Genomic DNA, 18,288 nt, shown 5'->3' with positions numbered 1-18,288 from the left:
CTGGTGAGGTTTCGCTCGCTCATCCTCCACTACCGGGCAACGCCCGCAAACGAAGTTCAGCGAAGCTAACCACCCCCGTTCAGCCTGACGGCTGAACATCCCCTCCTTGGTAAGGAGGGGAGTTTATCGACCTGATTTTCCTACATGAAATTCTTCCGCTTTCTTCTTTTCTTCCTTCTCCCGCTCACCAACCTTGCACAGGTGCCCACGGCGCGGCCCAGGCAGTTGGCGCGACCGGCGTCGGTGGCGACGGCGCCGGCGCTCTCACTTCAACAGGCCATTGCAGAAGCGTTGCAGCACAACTATGGCATCCTGATTTCACGGAAGGATGAACAGGTTGCCGCCAATAACGTGACCCGCGGCAATGCCGGCCAGCTACCGGTTGTGAATGGCAACTTCACTCGCACTTTCACTATCAACAACGTGCGGCAGGAATCATCTGCCCGGCCCGAGCCTAGCACGGCCACCGCGGCGCGGTCTAACCTTCTGAACACGAACGTGGCGGCGACGTGGACGATTTTCGACGGCTTCGGTATGTTCATCGCATACGACCGGCTGAAAACCCTGCGCAGCCAACAGCAGGCCATCACCCGGACCGCCCTGGAAGAAACCGTCGAAGCCGTCACCAACGCTTATTATGACGTGGTGCGGCAGGCCGGAAAAATCACTTCCCTCGAAGAAGCCCTTAAAATTGGCCAAGCCCGCATCGACCTGACCCAGGCGCAAGTGAAGGTGGGCGTGAGTGCCAAAGTAGAAGTGCTGACAGCGCAGGTGGATTACAATGCCGACCGCAGCCTCTTCCTACAACAGCAGCAAGCACTTTCGGCAGCCAAAATCACTCTGAATAACTTATTAGGCCGGGCCCCGCGCATTGATTTTGAGCCTTCTGATAGCTTGACGGTGACGCGCGACCTGCGCGAGGACGCCATCACGGCGGGCATTAAGACTAATAACCCCCGCCTGCTCCAGGCCAAGCTAGGCGTCGACGTAGCCAGCTATGACCGCCGGCTGGTGCGGGCGTCGCGCTTCCCGCAGGTGGGACTGACGACCGGCTACGGCCTCAATCGCAACGTGAACGGCGCGGCATTCTTCGGTAGCCAGCTTGTGACCAACACCGGCCGCACCTATGGGTTGAACTATGGCATCACCGCGACGGTACCCATTTTCGACGGCTTCAACATCCGCCGCCAGGAGCAAAACGCCCGCGTGGTGGAAGAGCAAAGCAAGCTTAGCCTGGATCAAACCAACCTGCAGCTCGACGCCAATGCAGCCACCGCCTTTGCCCAATATCAGAATTTCCTCCAGCTGCTCGACCTTGAAGAAGCCAACATCCGCCTGGCCCGTCAGAACGTGGACATTGCCCTGGAGCGCTACCGCCTGGGCCTGCTCACGCCCCTGGCCCTGCGTGAAGCCCAGCGCAACCAGCTCGACGCCGAGACGCGCCTGCTGGATATTCGCTACTCGGCTAAGCAGGCAGAAATTGCGCTGCGCCGGCTCAGCGGCGGCCTGGTACAGGAATAGAACTTTTCAATAATGACTTGCGGCATGGTATCCGGGGGCGCGTCACAACTAAAATTTCCTTGTGCTTCATTCATTCCGAAGGTTAATCGTTCACAAACGAATTCGCACCCGCGCTTCGTGGTGATTTTATAGAAATACCCGCCCGGTGGCAGGTTGCGTAAAGCAAGCTGTCGGGCGCCCGCCTTTTTTCTCATCAGAGACTGCCGCACGAGCCGAGTTTCGGCTACCGCTGCGCCTTAGCGCAGAGCGCGTAACTGCTCCACGGCCACTTGCGTTTCGTACTGCTTGTTGCCTTCTTTTTCTTCTTCCGAGGCCGTGCCTTTGGGCTGGGTGGCGTAGAAAGCCAGGATGTTCTGACGAGCCTTGGGGCTGAGATTCTGAAACTTCTTAGCGGCCAGTTTGCGCACCCATTCGCCGTAGGTTTCATCGGCCAGGGCATACTCCCCGGCGCGGGTAATATGGCCGGTGTCGAAGTCGGAATTAACCAAGCTAAGGGGCGCGGCGGCCGTGTCGGCGGGCTGGCGGGCAATACTGGCGCAGTAGCTGGCCATCACCTTCTGGAAACTGCTGTGAAATAGCCGTTGGGCCTCGGGTGTGGGCAGCTTGAAAGCAAACGGCTTCAGCGGCCCAATCTTGGGCAGCACCCGAATGAAGTAGGAGATGATGCGCGCTCCGAAGCCGGGTCTCTGGTATTCGTTGCCATACTCTTTCCGAAATTTCTTGGGCTTGTTGCGCTGCAGGTAGTCGCGCCGCCGGGCGCCGGGGCTCATCTTCATAATGTCTTTGCGCTTGTAGTGCCAGGCAGCACGCGCGGCCGTCGGAATCAACTCGCTCACGGCGAAGCGGAAGCTAGCAATGCTCAGGTCCACGTTGGCAATCACCTGCCCCAGCTCCAGGCCGTAGGTTTGGTAGAAGGCGCGCTCCAGCATCGCCTTGCTCACTTTGAAACCAATGTTTTTGTGGTAGTCCTGCGAGTGGTATTTGCCGCTAGCCAGTTGCATCACGTCGAAGGCAAACTCGATTTGGCTGTGCTGTTTGGGGGCTTCTTCGTAGGTGATGATGGGGCCGAACTTGGCAGCCAGTTCAGGGTACACACTAGCCATGGCCCGATTGGTACCCTCGGAGTGCCCGTTGATGTCGGCAACGTAATGGGCCAGGGCCCCCAGCGCGAAGGCGTAGTCGCTGCGGTTACGCGCCTGGCTTATCAGGCTCCGCACGAAGTCGCCTGAGCGCACGTAGTGAGTCAGGTTGGTGAACAGTACGTTGCCGAACGGGTAATAGCCCATGTCCTGGATAATGGCTCCGCCGTAGGCGTACGCTTTGGCATCGAGCAGTTCCTGGGGCGTCGAGCCGGGGTAGCGCTTCAGAATAGCGGGCACCAGGCACCGCTCCCAAGTCGAGTCGATGTTGGCCTGGTGGCTGAGCACGGCGTAGCCTGCCGCCGGGCGAGCTGCGAAGGCTAAGAAAACGGTCAGCAGCAAAGAGTAAAAGCGAAGCATGGGCATGGATAAGCACGACTTTAAGTGCCTGCAACGCTAAACAACACGCCACCGTTGTCATCGGCCTGACAGCCGCCCTCGTCGATGCAAAAATCACGCTTGCTGAGCCACTTATGCTACCGTAAAAAAACCCTTGCTACCCCGTAGCAGCCGCCAATAGGCAACCAATAGAGGCTGCGAAATAATGACACTCACTAAGGTGGTCGCGGCTTCAAAAGAGCATGAAATACCCTCGGCCCGCCACCCGGTCACACGGCTCGGAAGCGTTACAATTCGGAGACGCTACCCGACTTCGGCACCACACCACCACGATGGTCGTGCAACTGAACACTGGCCCGCTCGCCGATGCGGAAGGGGGCGCCCGCCGCCAACACAATTTCCAGAGGCGCATCAGCCGGAGCACCTGCGGCCACCGACCCGACCACCGCACTTACGACACGGGCAGGACGAGACGCCACCCAGACGCGCACCGAATCGCCGGGCCGCATGCTGTCGCGGGAACGCGATGCCAGCGTCACCACTAAATGACCGAGGGCGGAAATAGTCGTGACCGGCGTGCGCACGGGCAGGTACTGGCCGATGGTCACCAGATTAGCCCCCAGAAAGCCGTCGTGGGGCGCGGTCACATAGTCTTGGCTGGAGAGCTTCACCAGCAGCTGCCCGCGATGCACATATTCACCGCTCATGAAAAATACGTCCAACACCCGGCCGGCGGCGGGTGTAGTCAGGGGCTGGCTGGGCCCAGCCCCAATCAGCCCCGTCGCAGTTCCAATAGTGGAGTCTAGCGGCGCGGTGAACCCGACGCGTGTTATGGGTAATTTATCGGCAGTGGCCGGGGCATTAGTGGTAGATTTCAACCATATCCCGCTCACTGTCAACAGCACCGACAGGCCCAAGACAACCCTAGTAAGTAGTTTTTTCATCACTAGCTAATTCTTTTAATCGTTGAGCGAAAGCCGCTTTTATAACATTTTGGGTTGGTCATCGCCGCTCGGCTGATGACCCGGCCTTTAGACGGTTATCAGAGAAGTTTACCTTATTGAACGGTCGGCACGCCTCGCCCTTCACCCCCTGTACCGCCCCGGCCACGCCGCCCGCGTGTACGGCCGCTTGGTGGTGGGCGAGCACCGCCGCGACATGGCACCGCTGGTTGCCCCAGACGCACGTCAATGGCGCCCATTCGGCTACTCGCCACCATATACGCCCCGGTGCCGCTAAGGTACGGCCGCCGGGGATGCTAACGTTTTAAAATAAAAATCAAAACGTTAGCATCCCCGGCTCGCCCAACCCAAAAAAGCCCGCCAGCCCTGACGGGTGGTCAGCTCTGGGGCCATTTGAGCAGGGGCGCGTTACGCTACCAACAGGCGCAGGTCCGGGCTGGGCCCGCGCAGCAAGTAGAGGCCGGCGAGCAGGCCCCGCAGACCGAGGGCGATGAGAGGGGTAGTCCATTAGTGAATCGGAAGTGAAATTCAGGCATGGATAGCCCGGCGAGAATAGCGGCCAAGCGCTAAGAAGCAGGTTGCCCTACTACAGACGGTCCTGCTTCGACCAGCTTCAGCAGGACCATTTCAAATGAATTCCCAACTAACTCCAACAGTTTTTAACCCAAGTTGATGGGACTTCGCCGCAACCGGACGAGCCCATCAGGCGGCGCAAAAAGCCCGGTCACTGCATGGCCGTAACCCGGAACTCGACCCGGCGGTTGAGCTGGCGCGTCGCTTCCTGGTTGTTGCTAGCAATGGGTTGAGCACCACCGAACCCGATGCCAGCGATGCGGGCGCGAGCCAGCCCGCGGCTCACCAGGTAGGCCCGGACTGCTTCGACCCGCTGCTCGCTGAGCACGACGTTTTTCTCGGGTGGCCCCACGTTGTCGGTATGGCCGCGCAGCTCGATGGTCATGCGCGGATTTTCAAGCATGAGGCTTACCAGCTTGTCGAGGGCCGGGAAGGAGGTAGGAAGCAGCACCGCCTGGCCCTGCTCAAACTGCACGTTGGATAGTGGCAGCGTGGTGCCCACCGTGAGGGGCTGGAGCAGAATATCGCGCATAGCGGAACCGGGCGCGGCCGTCCAGGCGCTGTCGCTGGTGACGTAGCCGGACAGATAGGCCCGATAGGCATAGGTGCGGCCAGGCACGGTGGTGTAAGAAAAGCTGCCCTGCGCCGTGAGCAGCACGGCCGTGCCAGCTTGGGCCTGCTCAAGGCGCAGGTTGGCCTGAGGCAGGGGCTGATACGTGACGGCATCGAGCACGCGCCCGCGCCAGGTGGCGGTGGTGGGCGGCGGCGGCACGGGCACCGGCGTCGGCGGGGGCACCACATTAAACAGGTTGCAGCCGGCCAGGTCGGTGTAGGTGCCCCGGCGCACGAGGCGGGCCTGGTGCCGGGCCAGGTCTACTTTATACAGCGAGTGCGGCCCGGCCAAGTAGAGCCGCCGCCGACCAGCTTCGTCGTTCTGCATAAGCAAGTCGCTGTAGCCGCCGCGGGCCGGCAGGCCGGTGAGGGGAATTCGCTCCGGAGCCGCTTTGCCGGTGGTGAGGTTCACTTTCAGAATAGAGCCGTCGGTGCTGTACACGAGGTACATGGTGTTGGCATCATCGAGGCAGAAATTGCCGTGGGTGCCCGCGCCCGGAAACGCGACAATGGGGTAGTAAGGTGCCTGGCGCACGGGGTCAGCGGCCCAGATGACCGTTACGCGGCCGTCGCGAGGACTCACTTTCACCAGTTGGTTGGCGTCGGAAGTGAGGAAGTGAAGGTCGCCATGGTCGTCAGTGGCGGCTGAAATCCAGACATTTTCGGGGCCCTGGGCCGGCAGCTGCCACGGCATGTAGCGGCCCTGGCGCGTGGCGGGGTCGTAGCGATACACGAATTCGGGCGCATCGGTAGGCGCCTTGGTCACCGAATACAAGCAGTTATCGAAGCCCTTGGCCAGCGCGTACGACTGGAAGGGCAGCGCCTGCCGGTGAATGATGGGGGCGGCCTTCAGGTTGTTGCTTGAGAATTCGTGAATTGTACGGCAATCGTCTTCCCACTGCCCGTTGCGGAGGCGCATGGCCGAGATACCATACATTTTATTGTCGCACGTTTGCTCGGCGTAGCGGTTGCGGAGAAATGCCGTCTTGGTAAAAGCAAACGACCCGACCAGCTGCTGGGCCTCGGCCAGGTACTGACCGTCCTGGCTGGCATCGCCCCGGTACTCGGTGCGAAACTCGAACCCACCGCGCCACACCCGCCGCCCAACTACGTGGGTGCGGGCCGGGGCCGTGAGCGAGGGCGCGTAGGTATAGTCGTAGCGAATTTCCTCGTAGCTGCCAGCATCCCGCTGGTCGAAGCGGAGTACCTGAATGCGGGGCAGCCGCTGCACGCCGCGCCACACCGAATCGAGCACGCCGCGCTCCAGTAGCTTGACTTCCTTTTGCTTATCGAGCATCGGCATCACAGTCAACGTTGCCAGGGCGGGCGGGGCGCCGGGGGGGCTGCCGGCGGTAAAGGTTGCCTCCACCGGACCCGCGTTTTTGCGCATCTGCCACGTGCGTGGGTACGTGAGCTGGTAGCGGGCCTGGGCATCGGTGTAGATGGCGGGGGCCGGGCTTTCCTGCGCACACAGCGGCACCTGGGCCAGCAGCAACAGCAAAAAAACCTTTATAAACAACGAAGGCAGACGCATTAGATATTCGGGCACATCGGATAATTCTATCAAATGTAAAGAAGCCCGCCGCGCCTTCAATTTATCGCGTCCGGTAAAAAAGTCGCCCGTTGAGTCCGCTCTCACGTTCATTCTCCTGCTTTCCCCATGAAGCAAACTCGCTCCTACCGGTTTCCGGACCGGCTGGCCGCTCCCGAAGCTTACGGAAACCCCTGATTTTTTGGCCGCGCTTTTTCCCCCCCTATCTTGGGTAAAGATACTCTGACTAAAGATACTGACTTGCCGCTTTGCCATGCCCCCGCCCGATAACGCCCCCGTCCTGAAAAAAGCGCTGACGCCGCTACACCTGTGGGCTATTGCCGTGGGCTTGGTCATTTCGGGCGAATACTTCGGCTGGAACTACGGCTGGGCCGTGGCCGGGCCGGTGGGTTTTCTGATGGCCACGCTCCTGATTACGGTGCTGTACGTCACGTTCATTTTTAGCTTCACAGAGCTGACAACGGCCATTCCGCAGGCGGGCGGGCCTTTCGCCTACTCTTACCGGGCATTGGGGCCAGTGGGCGGGTTCGTGGCTGGCTATGCCACGCTGGTAGAGTTTCTGTTTGCGCCCCCGGCCATTGCCTTTGCGCTGGGCAGCTACGTGCATTTTCTGTGGCCGGCCGTGCCGGTACTCTACACGGCGCTGGGGTGCTACGTCCTTTTCACTCTCATCAATCTATTGGGCATCAAAGAATCGGCTAATTTCTCGTTGGTGGTCACGGTGCTGGCGGTGGGAGAACTGCTACTGTTTATGGGTCTGGTGGCGCCGCATTTCAAAGTCGATAACTTCCTGGCCCACCCGGTGCCGGTGAGCGCGGCGGGCATTTTCGCCGCGCTGCCGTTTGCCATCTGGTTTTATCTGGCCATTGAGGGCGTGGCCATGGTGGCCGAAGAAGTTGAGAACCCACGGCGGACCATTCCCAAAGGCTACGGCTACGGACTGCTCACGCTGGTGCTGCTGGCCCTGGGTGTGATGGTGCTCACCGGCGGCGTGGGCGACTGGCGGCAGCTCAGCCACCTCGACTATCCTCTACCCGAAGCCCTGAGCGTAGTGCTCGGCAAAGACAGTCGCTGGACCAGCTTTTTTGCCAGTATTGGCTTATTCGGACTGGTCGCGTCGTTTCATGGCACCATCATCGGCTACTCCCGGCAGCTGTTTGCCCTGGCCCGGGGCGGCTACCTGCCTGGCTTCCTGGCGAAATTAAATCGGCACCAAACGCCTCACTGGGCCCTGGTGGCGGGCGGCGCGGTGGGCTGCCTGGCACTTTGCACCGGCACTACCGACCAAGTCATTATCCTGTCGGTGCTAGGGGCGGTGGTTATGTACATCATGAGTCTGCTCAGCCTCTTTGTCCTGCGCCGCAAGGAGCCGGAGCTGGCGCGGCCGTTTGCCGTGCCGGGCTATCCGTATGTCCCCTTGGTGGCGCTGGGGCTGTCGCTCGTGAGCCTGGGAGCCATGGTGTATTACAATCTGTTATTAAGCGTACTCTTTTTCGCGGGCATGCTGGTGCTGCTAAGCTTGTATTTGCTGCTCGCAGGAAAATCTCACCCCCTAGCCCCCTCTCCAAAAAGAGGAGAAGCCAGCTCTGGCATCCATCCATAACGAGCTAGGCTTTAGATGTTTTTTAGATTTAAAACTAGTTCCCCCGCATTTTTGGAGAGGGGGCTAGAGGTGAGGTTCCTCCGTCCGAAGCAATACCATTATGCCCTACCGCCACGTCATCCGCCACCAGACGTACACGTTTGCCGACCTGAAAACGCTACTGGCGCGGGCCTCACCCCTGCGCTCCGGCGACGTGCTGGCCGGTGTAGCCGCCACTACCTACGAAGAGCGGGTGGCCGCCCAACTGGCCCTGGCCGATGTGCCCCTGCGCGACTTCCTCAACGAGGCGCTCATTCCCTACGAGCAGGACGAAGTAACCCGCCTGATTCTGGATACCCACGATGCGGCGGCCTTCACTCACATCGGCCATTTCACCGTTGGGCAGTTGCGCGACTGGCTCCTCTCCGACGCCGCTGATACGGCAATGCTGCAAGCCGTAGCGCCCAGCCTGACGCCCGAAATGGCCGCCGCCGTGTCGAAGCTGATGCGCAACCAGGAATTGATTGCCGTAGCGCGCCGCTGCGAGGTTATCACCCGCTTCCGCAATACGCTGGGGCTACGCGGGCACCTGGCCACCCGCTTGCAACCCAACCATCCCACCGACGACCTGCGCGGCATCGCCGCCAGCCTCGTCGACGGCCTGCTCTATGGTAGCGGCGATGCCGTCATTGGTATCAACCCGGCCACCGACAACCCGCAGGCGGTGCACCAGCTGCTGCAAATGCTGGACGCAGTGCGCGAGCAATACGCCATCCCAACGCAGTCCTGCGTGCTCTGCCACGTCACGACTACGCTGGAGCTCATTGAGCGGGGCGCGCCCGTAGACCTCACCTTTCAATCCATCGGCGGCACCGAGGCTACCAATACCAGCTTTGGCATCAGTCTGGCCTTGTTGCAGGAAGCCTGGGAGGCCACGAGCGCGCTGCGGCGGGGCACCGTGGGCCAGAACAATATGTATTTCGAAACCGGCCAGGGCAGTGCTTTATCGGCCAATGCTCATCATGGCCTCGACCAGCAAACCTGCGAGGCCCGTGCCTACGCCGTGGCGCGGCAGTTCAAGCCCCTGCTGGTGAATTCGGTGGTCGGATTTATTGGCCCCGAATACCTCTACGACGGCAAGCAAATTATCCGGGCGGCCCTGGAAGACCATTTCTGCGGCAAGCTCCTGGGCCTGCCCATGGGTATGGATGTGTGCTACACCAACCACGCCGAAGCCGACCAGGACGATATGGATACCTTGCTCACTGTGCTGGGTGTGGCCGGCTGCAACTTCATTATGGGTGTACCCGGAGCCGACGACATCATGCTCAATTACCAGTCCACCTCCTTCCACGATGCGCTGTATGTGCGGCAGGTATTGGGCCTGCGCCCGGCACCCGAATTTGCAGCCTGGCTGCATCAGCAGGGCATTTTCGACGCGCAGGGACAGTTGCTGGCCGGCGCGGCCGCGTCGCAACTATTGGGGAAGTGGCTGCACAAGCTGGGGTAAGACCGGAGTGGATTAGAGCCTTCCGGCAAGTCCCCATACGGCTTCGATAAAAATAGAATCCCTATTCAAGTAAAGCATTTGGTGTTTCCATTTCCGTCATTATTTTTGTGTAAGTGCTTACATAAATTCAAGATGGACTTTTTGCAACAACTGGGTCCCGCCGCTTTAGGGAGCCGCCTGCGCCGTTTGAGCGAACAATTGACCGGCGAAGCCGTGGCTATCTATGGCCAATATGGCCTGGATTTTCAACCCCGGTGGTTCCCGGTATTTTACCTGGTTGCCAACCGCCCAAATATCTCCAGCAACGAAATCGCCGAACAAATTGGCCATACGCATGCTTCCGTCAGTCAGATTGTCAAAGAGTTAATCCGGCACGGGCTGCTTACGATGACGACCGACCCGCAGGACCAGCGGCGGCGCCTGATGACCCTCACGCCGCGGGGCCAAGAGGTGCTGCCCCAGCTGCGAATGCAGACCGAAGACGTGCGCCAAAGCATGCAGACCCTGCTGGCCGACATCGACTCCAATCTGTGGCTGGCGCTGGAGGAGTTCGAGCATCAGCTGCGGCAGCAGAGCCTTCGGAGTCGGGTAACCATGGCCCGGCAGCAGCGCGAAGCGGCACCTGTCCGCATTCGCGACTTCCGGCCCGAAGACCAGCCCGCATTCCGGCAGTTGAACGTGGAATGGATAACCCGTTACTTCACGCTCGAACCATCCGACTTAAAAGCTCTCGACAAGCCCCTGGAATATATTCTAGCACCCGGCGGCTGCATCCTGCTCGCTGAAGTGGCCCAGGAATTAGTGGGCACCTGCGCCCTCATAAAAATGGCCGATGGTGGCTATGAGCTGGCTAAGATGGCTGTCTCACCAGCACACCAGGGGAAAAATATCGGTTACCTGCTGGGCCAGGCCGCCGTGCAGCGCGTGCGCGACCTGGGCGGCCAGCGGGTCTATCTGGAAAGCAACTCGGTGCTAAAGGCGGCCCTTGGCCTGTACCACAAACTAGGGTTCCGCTCACTGGCGCAGCCCGTCCCCTCGCCCTACGTCCGGGCCGACGTACAGTTGGAATTACTTCTGTGAGCCCCAGCAGCTACGTAGCAGACAACAACCTCCGTCATGTAGAAACCTATCATACTTGAAACCCGAGTCGGAGGCTGATTGGGCTTACCCTATATAATCCGTGTATTTGGCTCAAGGTTTCCAGCAAAAATCACTCAGCAAGCTCGCGAATGCCCATGACCAACCTGCCCGACTCCTCCACTGGCGCCCCCGACCCTTGGGCTTCGCTCAAAGCCTTCACTGCCGCACGCATCGCGCTGGGTCGCACCGGCATCAGCGTACCGCTGCGGGAGTCACTAGCGCTTAAGCTGGCCCATGCTCACGCCCGCGATGCCGTGTACTCGACCCTGGCAACGGAGCAGCTGCTGGGCGACCTGGCCACCCTACAACTGCCCGTGTGCCAGGTGCGCAGCCGGGCCCAAAATCGCCAAGAATACCTCCAGCGCCCCGATTGGGGCCGGCAACTGGCTGATGAATCCAAGGCGCTGCTGGCCGAACACGTTGGTGAAGAATCCGATATTATCATCATTCTGGCCGATGGGTTGTCGGCCACGGCCATCAACGAGCACGCTGGGCCGCTACTGCGCCTGCTGCTGCCGCAGTTGCAGCTGGCTGGCTTTCGCCTGGGTCCACTGGTGCTGGCCGAACAGGCCCGGGTGGCCCTCGGCGACGAGATTGGCCAGCTGCTCCGGGCCCGGCTCGTCCTGTTGCTGATTGGCGAGCGGCCGGGCCTTAGCTCACCCAATAGCTTGGGCGCCTACTTCACCTACGGCCCTCGGCCCGGCCTCACCGATGAGGCGCGCAACTGCGTTTCCAACATCCGGCCGGAAGGGCTGGCATACCCGGCAGCGGCCGCTAAGCTGTTTTTTCTGCTGCAAGAAGCCCTACGGCGGCAGCTTTCCGGAGTCGGCCTGAAAGACCAGTCCGATTTGCTTTCGGCGTGAGGCGGTGACTATAGCACCTTCGTAGAGAAAGCCTATCTAATTCATTTCAAACATTTTCAGCCGGACTAGCGAGGGCCAGCTACGGCCTTACTTACTTTTTGGCTGGCGTACCCGCGCTCCCTCACGTCGACGCACCGCGGGAGTAGTACGAGTCGATTTACGCCCCGCCGCTGGAGCCCGGCCAACAGAACTGCCTGACGAGCCCCCGCGCTGGTAGGTAAATTCAATAATGCAGCCCTTGCAGCTGGTACCCTTTGGGTCTTCCTTCGACGGACCCGAGGTGACGGAGGCGCTATCCGTAGCCAGATACAGGTGCCTGCCATCGGGCGCAAGCGCCAGGTCGCGGTAGCGAACGGGGGCTTTAAAATAGGTGAGTGTATCCCCCGTGATGCCCGTGCCGGCCGCGTTCAACTGGAGGCGGATGAGCTTGCCGTGTTTGAGCGTGGGTATCAGCAGGGAATTTCGCCAGTGCGGGATGGCTGCAGAGGTGTAAACGGCCAGACTGCTGGGGGCCTCCGAGGGCCACTCGGGCTCTTCGGAACCAGGGCTGGCAACTTGGGCGAAAACATTGGCCAAAAGGCGCTTGGAATTGGGATACAGGGTTTTGATGGGGTCCCGATACAGCGGCCCGATGGCCGCGGCATTGGCAGCCTCGCTTTCAATGAATGGGTAGGTTGAGTGCCAGCGGCCGGGCAGACTGGCGTGGTCGGTTGCGCCCGCCGCCAAGCCGTTGTAATTGTTATCGTTGTAGCCAATTACCAACGGGTGACCGTAGTTCTGACCCCGCTCCAGCACGTTGATTTCATCGTCGGAATACGGCCCGTGCTCGGTCTCGTACAAGTGGCCAGCGGCCCCCACTACAGCGTAGGCCAAGCCTTGTGGATTGCGGTGGCCGTAGCTCCATACGGCACTTTGGCGGCCGCTCGTGGCAAATGGATTATCGTTGGGCAGCCACTGGTCGGCGGGACGGGCATCGGCATCAGGCTCCAGGTTGAAGCGGAGGATTTTGCCCTCGTACCGGGTCGGAGCCTGCGCGTGGTTGGGCCGACCAGCATTATCAAACTGGCCGGCCCCCAAGTCACCAACACTGTAAAAAAGGTAGTCCTGCTCCCCGACGGGCGCAATGAGCAGGCGGCCCCCATTGTGGTCGCTGCTTCCGGGAATGGTGTCGCACAGCGTGACCGGATTCGTGAGGCGTTGCGTCTGTGGCTGATATTCGTAGCGCACCAGGCGCGTCGTGAAGAAGTTGCCGCCGTAGTTCACAGTCCCACCTTTGCCCGGCTGCCCGACGCCAGCAAAGCGGTAGATGTAAGCTAGATAGACGTAGGACTTACCATGCAAAAGCTGCGGGTGCAAGGCCAGCCCCATCAGGCCGCCCTGCGGCCAGGGCTTGCCACCGTCCACTTGGTCGGGTGTCTTGTCGTAGCGCGGAAACTTCCGTTCCTGGCTGAGGTCCAACACCACCGCTTTCACTCCCGTGGCGGGGCTGAGGCGGCTGACCCGGTAGCCTTTGGCCTCCGTCACCCACAAGTAGTTATCCGGCCCGTAAGTCACTGCCCAAGGGTCGCTGAGCTGCCGGGCTACCACGCGCCTGGCAAAGACTTCGCCCCGCGGCCCGATGACCGTTTGAGCAGCGGCAGAGCGTAAAAACAATGGGAGCAAAATGCCGCCCAGCATACCAATTAGACGCATAATGAAAGGAGCCGGGCCGTACGAGTGACTACCCCAATAGCTTGTGAGCTCCGAGGTTTACCCCAAACTTGCCAGGCATGTTACTACACTCCCGCTTGGGGTCAGCTACCAAACAACGACTATGAGAGGCAACCACCTGTCATCAAATTGTTTACACCTCGGCATCAAACAAAATCCTGCCTGAATGACGCGAATGACGAGGTACAACTGGGATTAGAACTCCAACCGAAAAATCGTCCCCTCCTCATCCGCTGATTCCACCCTGATGCTGCCCTGATGCAAGTGCATTATCTGCTTGGCCAAACTCAGGCCAATGCCGGTGCCACCTTTTCGGGTGGTGAAAAAGGGAATAAAGATGCTGTCCAGCACGTCGGCGGGGATGCCGTTGCCGTTGTCAATTACTTCAATTACCACACCTCCCGTTTCCGGCTGGTAGGCCCGCAGCTCAATGCGGGGCTGCGCACTCAGGCGCACGGCGTAGGCGGCGTTGAGGACCAAGTTGATGAGCACCTGCTCCATCAAGCGACAATCGGCTTGCAGGCATAAGCTGAGAGGCTCCACCAAAGTTTGCAGTTCGATTCCGGCTTCGGCCAGCTGTGCGGTCATTAGGCCGCGGATGCTATTGAAAAGTTCCTGCACGTACACGGTGGTGAGCACCGGGGCGCTGATGGTACTAAAGTCGCGGTATACCTGCGCAAAGCGGAGCAGGCCCTCGCTGCGGTGCTGGATGATGCCGATGCCCTCGGCCACGTCGGCGAGCAAACTGTGGGCGGGCGGGGATAGCGCCGCGACCTGCTCGAGCTCCCGATGTAAGTCGCGGCGCAGCGTATCGGCCAGCGAGGCGATGGGCGCCACTGAGTTCATAATTTCGTGAGTCATCACGCGCAGCAATTTCTGCCAGGCCTCGGTTTCGGTTTCGTCCAGCGTGTGGCTCACGTTTTTAAAGGCTACCAACGTGAACGCGCGACCTTGCAGCCGAAAGGTGGTGGCTGAGAGCAGCAGTTGCATGTTTTTGCGACTTACGGTTAGCTTCACCACTGTGGAAGTACCGGGCTGCAACTGGCTGATGGCCTCGTAGAGCACCGGGAGGCGTTTTTGCAGCGTGGTCATGCTTTTCAAATAGGGCAGCCCCAGCGTCCGCTTAAATGACTCGTTGATGGATTCGACTTGCCCAGCAGCATCGTAGGAAATAATGCCCGTGTCAATAAGTTGCAGCACCGTTTGCAGGTACACGAATTGCGCTTCCCGCTCAGCTCCCAATTGCCGAAAAGTGGCACTGAGTTGGTTGAACGCCACGTGCAACGGCCGCAGCGCCCGGTTGGGGTGGGCCTCGTTGTAGTGCTGCGAAAAGTCGCGGTACTGCACGGCTAGCAGGAAATCGGCCAGGGCCCGGGTGCCGCGCGTGACGTGCCGGCCCAGCTCCCACACCGCCAGCCCGAGCAGCAGCACCGCCAAGCTCAGCAGCCCGTAGGTGCCGTGCTCGAAGGCCCGCTCGGCCGCCAACAGCAGCCCCAGCAGGACGAGCAGCCGCAGCACCACGCCAAATTCCAGCCGACTAAAGGTCATGTTTTTCGAGGCGGCGGTAGAGGGCGGTGCGGGTGAGGCCGAGCTCCTTGGCGGCCTTGGTGATGTTGCCGTTGTGGCGCTCAATCACGCGCAAAATGGTGTTTTTTTCCACTTCGCTCAGCTGCAACGGGCCCTCGTCGGGCACGGCGTTTGGCACCGGCGCTTCCATGGCCGAGAAGTGAAAATCCTGCGGGCGCAGCGTGTCGCTCTCGGCCAGAATAACGGCTCGCTCGACGGTGTGCTGCAATTCGCGCACGTTGCCCGGCCAGCTGTGTTGGCGGAGCTTTTGTAAGGTATCCGGAGCAAAATCGGGCGTGGGCTTGCGGTTGCGAGCGGCGTATATATCGGCAAAGTGGCGGGCCAGGAGCAGCACGTCGTCGCCACGCGCCCGCAGGGGTGGCAGCGTGATTTCAACTGTATTGAGGCGGTAGATAAGGTCTTTGCGAAACCGCTGCTGAGCGGCGAGCTCGTACAGCGGCGCGTTGGTGGCCGAAATCAGCCGAATATCGATGGCAACCGGCGCGTTACTGCCCACCGGAATCACCTGCCGGTTTTGCAAGGCCGTGAGCAGCTTGGCCTGCTGCGCCAGCGAGATGTTGCCGATTTCGTCCAGAAACAAGGTGCCGCCCGAGGCCGCCGCAAATCGGCCCACCCGGTCCTCGCGGGCATCAGTGAAGGCGCCTTTCTTGTGGCCGAACAGCTCGCTTTCGAAGATGCCTTCGCTCATGGCAGCCAAGTCGGCCGTGACAAAGGGCTTGGCCGCGCGGAAGGAGCGTTGGTGCAGGGCTTTCGCTACCAATTCCTTGCCCGTGCCGTTCTCGCCGAGCAGCAGAATGTTGGCTTCGGTGGGCGCTACTTTTTCGATTTTGTGGAAGACTTCCTGCATGGCTTCGGACTCGCCGAGCAACGAAAACTCGGCGAACGAGGCCGGGCGGCGGGGCGCGGCGGGCGTCGCGGCCGTTTTGCCGGCTTCCTTGGGCTCTAGGGCGGCGGCCAGGGTTTCGAGCAGCTGCGCGTTGTGCCAGGGCTTCACAATGAAGTCGGTGGCGCCGGCTTTGAGCGAGCGCACGGCCGTGCTGATTTCGCCGTGGGCGGTAATCATAATGACGGTGGCGCTCGGGTCTTTTTCGCGGATTTTCCCGAGCCAGTAAAGGCCTTCGTTGCCGGTGCCGAGGGTGCTCTTGTAGTTCATGTCCAGGAAGATGGCGTCGAAGCGCTGCTTGCTCAGGAGCGAGAGCAGCAACTCGGGGTTTTTCTCGGTCACCACCTCCTGCACCTCGGGTTTGAGCAGCATGCGCACGGCAAACAACACGTCCGTGTCGTCGTCGACCACCAAAATGCGGGCTTTCTTTAAAATCATGAACGCAGTAAAACTAATCGAGTGAAAGCTTGCTGCCCGGCGCAGCACGAACTTTACAGTTCGCGTTCCCGCGCCGTTTAAGCCGTTTGGATATCGTTCCGGGACGCGAACTACAAAGTTCGCGCTACTTCCAACGGCGCTAGCCACAATTGTACTGGTTTCTAAAAACCGCTTCTGCGGCTTCTACTGGCTGCTTTTGGCTCAGGGACCGTTGCGGCGCTGTATCGAAAGCGGACGGGTGGTGTATCAAAAACGTACGGTTTTGGTGCGTTCTGGAATGAGGTTGAAATTAATGCGCTACAAAACAATGGGTTACTAAAATGGCATCGTTCTTCGTGGGTTTTGGCAGGGGCCGTTCTATTAGGCCCCGCAAACGCAGGCAAGGACATGGACATACTCATTGAAAAGAAGACCTGGACCCCGGCTCGGCTGATGCTGTTGGGCGCCTTGCTGCTGCTGGTAGTGGCGGCAGTGGCCGCCCTGCTGACGTCGGCCAGTCCAGCCAAGCTGAATGTGGACCCCGAGCGGCTCACCATCAGCCCGGTCACCCGCGGGCCGTTTCAGGAATTTGTGCCGGTTGACGGCATCGTGATGCCCATCAAAACCATCTACCTCGACGCGCCGGAAGGCGGCACGGTGCAGCACATTCTGGTGGAAGACGGCGCGGCGCTCGCCCCCGGCCAACCCATCATTCAGCTGGCCAACACCGACTTGCAGCTGGAAATGGTGAACCGCGAAACGGCGGTGTTCGACCTGATGAACAACCTGCAAAACACGCGCAACCTGCTCCAGCAAAACCGCATTCAGCAGCTCAACCAGCAGGCCGAAATCGAGAATCAGCTGCGCGAGGCCAAGCGGCTGTTCGACCTCAACAAAAACCTCTACGACCAGAAGGTCATTGCCCGGCAGGAATACCAACAAACCAAGAATGCCTACGATTACCAATTGCGCCGCAAGCAGCTGAGCAAGCAGGCTTTGCGACAGGATTCGACGGCCATGCGCGCGCAAATCAACCAGATGCAGCAGTCCGTGGACCGCATGCAGAACAACCTGGCCCTGATGCGCCGCAAGCTCGATGACCTCACCATCAAGGCGCCCGCGGCGGGCCGCATCACCTCGCTCAATGCCGAAATTGGGGAGCTGAAAACCCGGGGCCAGCGCATCGGCCAGCTCGACATGCTGACCGGCCTGAAAGTGCGCGCCACGCTGGACCAATACTACATCTCGCGCATTTTCCCCGGCCAGAAAGGACAAATTGCGGTGAACGGCAAGCCTTACGAGCTGAGCGTGAAGAAGATTTTTACGCAGGTGACGCAGGGCGTGCAAGTCGACCTGGAGTTCACCGGGGCCGTGCCCTCTGACCTGCGCCGCGGCCAGACCGTGCCCGTCCGCCTGGCCCTGAGCGACCAAACCACGGCCCTGCGCGTGCCCAAAGGCGGCTTCAACCAGAAAACCGGCGGCAACTGGATTTTCAAGGTGAGCGCTGACGGGTCCAGGGCCTACAAAACCGACATCCGCCTCGGCCGCCAAAATCCCGATTACTACGAAGTGCTCGAAGGCCTCAAGCCTGGCGACCAGGTGATTACCTCCAGCTACGAAGGCTACGAGAAGATGGGCGAGCTGGAATTGCGCGCCAAGAAAGAGTAGTTCAAAAAATGAAATAAAGCCAAATGGCGCGGCCGGGGAACCTCACCCCCGGCCCCTCTCCAAAAGAGAGGGGAGCCGGACGCCAACGCATTTCCGGTGCCCCCTCTCTTTTGGAGAGGGGCCGTGCCCGGCAGGGGTCAGGGGGTGAGATTCCCCGGCCGCGCAACACACCGTTTTTCTCACTCCCTTTTTCTGCAAAAAAGTACCTCCCATTCTCAACCCGCTCACAC

12 protein-coding genes are annotated in these 18,288 nt (G+C 60.3%); 6 read left to right on the top strand and 6 right to left on the bottom strand.

Going from position 1 to position 18,288, the window contains the following annotated elements; all coding sequences use genetic code 11:
- Window positions 1-144: 144 nt before the first annotated feature.
- Window positions 145-1,521, top strand: a complete 1,377-nt coding sequence (locus tag WX88_RS05220) for a TolC family protein (protein ID WP_052732364.1) — start codon at window positions 145-147, stop codon at window positions 1,519-1,521.
- A gap of 236 nt (window positions 1,522-1,757) precedes the next feature.
- Here the strand turns inward: WX88_RS05220 and WX88_RS05215 are convergent, their stop codons facing one another.
- The 3 genes from WX88_RS05215 to WX88_RS05205 all read right to left on the bottom strand — a co-directional run bounded on the left by WX88_RS05215 (window position 1,758) and on the right by WX88_RS05205 (window position 6,713).
- A complete protein-coding gene (locus WX88_RS05215; RefSeq protein ID WP_197076679.1) occupies window positions 1,758-3,020 on the bottom strand; it encodes a zinc dependent phospholipase C family protein in 1,263 nt (420 codons plus the stop codon).
- A gap of 266 nt (window positions 3,021-3,286) precedes the next feature.
- On the bottom strand, window positions 3,287-3,943 hold the full coding sequence (locus tag WX88_RS05210; protein WP_156175949.1) for an efflux RND transporter periplasmic adaptor subunit: 657 nt from the start codon (window positions 3,941-3,943) through the stop codon (window positions 3,287-3,289).
- A gap of 742 nt (window positions 3,944-4,685) precedes the next feature.
- Window positions 4,686-6,713 (bottom strand): OmpA family protein, encoded by a 2,028-nt coding sequence (locus WX88_RS05205; protein ID WP_197076678.1) that lies wholly within the window; start codon window positions 6,711-6,713, stop codon window positions 4,686-4,688.
- 238 nt (window positions 6,714-6,951) lie between these two features.
- Between WX88_RS05205 and eat the strand changes: the two genes are divergently transcribed.
- The 4 genes from eat (at window position 6,952) to eutC (ending at window position 11,793) form a co-directional block, all read left to right on the top strand.
- Window positions 6,952-8,301: an ethanolamine permease gene (gene eat, locus WX88_RS05200; protein ID WP_046243279.1), complete on the top strand. Its 1,350-nt coding sequence runs from the start codon at window positions 6,952-6,954 to the stop codon at window positions 8,299-8,301.
- A gap of 100 nt (window positions 8,302-8,401) precedes the next feature.
- Window positions 8,402-9,790: an ethanolamine ammonia-lyase subunit EutB gene (locus tag WX88_RS05195; RefSeq protein ID WP_046243278.1), complete on the top strand. Its 1,389-nt coding sequence runs from the start codon at window positions 8,402-8,404 to the stop codon at window positions 9,788-9,790.
- A gap of 132 nt (window positions 9,791-9,922) precedes the next feature.
- Entirely contained in the window at window positions 9,923-10,870 is a 948-nt protein-coding gene (locus tag WX88_RS05190; RefSeq protein ID WP_046243277.1) for a bifunctional helix-turn-helix transcriptional regulator/GNAT family N-acetyltransferase, read from the top strand.
- Between the two features lie 155 nt (window positions 10,871-11,025).
- Window positions 11,026-11,793: an ethanolamine ammonia-lyase subunit EutC gene (gene eutC / locus WX88_RS05185; protein WP_046243276.1), complete on the top strand. Its 768-nt coding sequence runs from the start codon at window positions 11,026-11,028 to the stop codon at window positions 11,791-11,793.
- Window positions 11,794-11,880: 87 nt separating this feature from the next.
- On the opposite strand, the gene WX88_RS05180 is transcribed toward eutC, so the two are convergent.
- The 3 genes from WX88_RS05180 to WX88_RS05170 all read right to left on the bottom strand — a co-directional run bounded on the left by WX88_RS05180 (window position 11,881) and on the right by WX88_RS05170 (window position 16,411).
- Entirely contained in the window at window positions 11,881-13,485 is a 1,605-nt protein-coding gene (locus WX88_RS05180) for a PQQ-dependent sugar dehydrogenase (RefSeq protein ID WP_082115858.1), read from the bottom strand.
- A gap of 213 nt (window positions 13,486-13,698) precedes the next feature.
- Window positions 13,699-15,051 (bottom strand): sensor histidine kinase, encoded by a 1,353-nt coding sequence (locus WX88_RS05175; RefSeq protein ID WP_046243274.1) that lies wholly within the window; start codon window positions 15,049-15,051, stop codon window positions 13,699-13,701.
- On the bottom strand, window positions 15,041-16,411 hold the full coding sequence (locus WX88_RS05170; RefSeq protein ID WP_046243273.1) for a sigma-54-dependent transcriptional regulator: 1,371 nt from the start codon (window positions 16,409-16,411) through the stop codon (window positions 15,041-15,043). The genes WX88_RS05175 and WX88_RS05170 overlap by 11 nt, the downstream gene beginning before the upstream one ends.
- Window positions 16,412-16,798: 387 nt before the next feature.
- Between WX88_RS05170 and WX88_RS05165 the strand changes: the two genes are divergently transcribed.
- Entirely contained in the window at window positions 16,799-18,058 is a 1,260-nt protein-coding gene (locus WX88_RS05165) for an efflux RND transporter periplasmic adaptor subunit (protein WP_046243272.1), read from the top strand.
- The last annotated feature ends 230 nt before the right edge of the window (window positions 18,059-18,288 follow it).

This window comes from Hymenobacter terrenus, assembly GCF_000972495.1.
Lineage (GTDB): Bacteria > Bacteroidota > Bacteroidia > Cytophagales > Hymenobacteraceae > Hymenobacter > Hymenobacter terrenus.
Note: the sequence above shows the minus strand (reverse complement) of the source record. Positions and strands in the feature narration are given on the sequence as shown.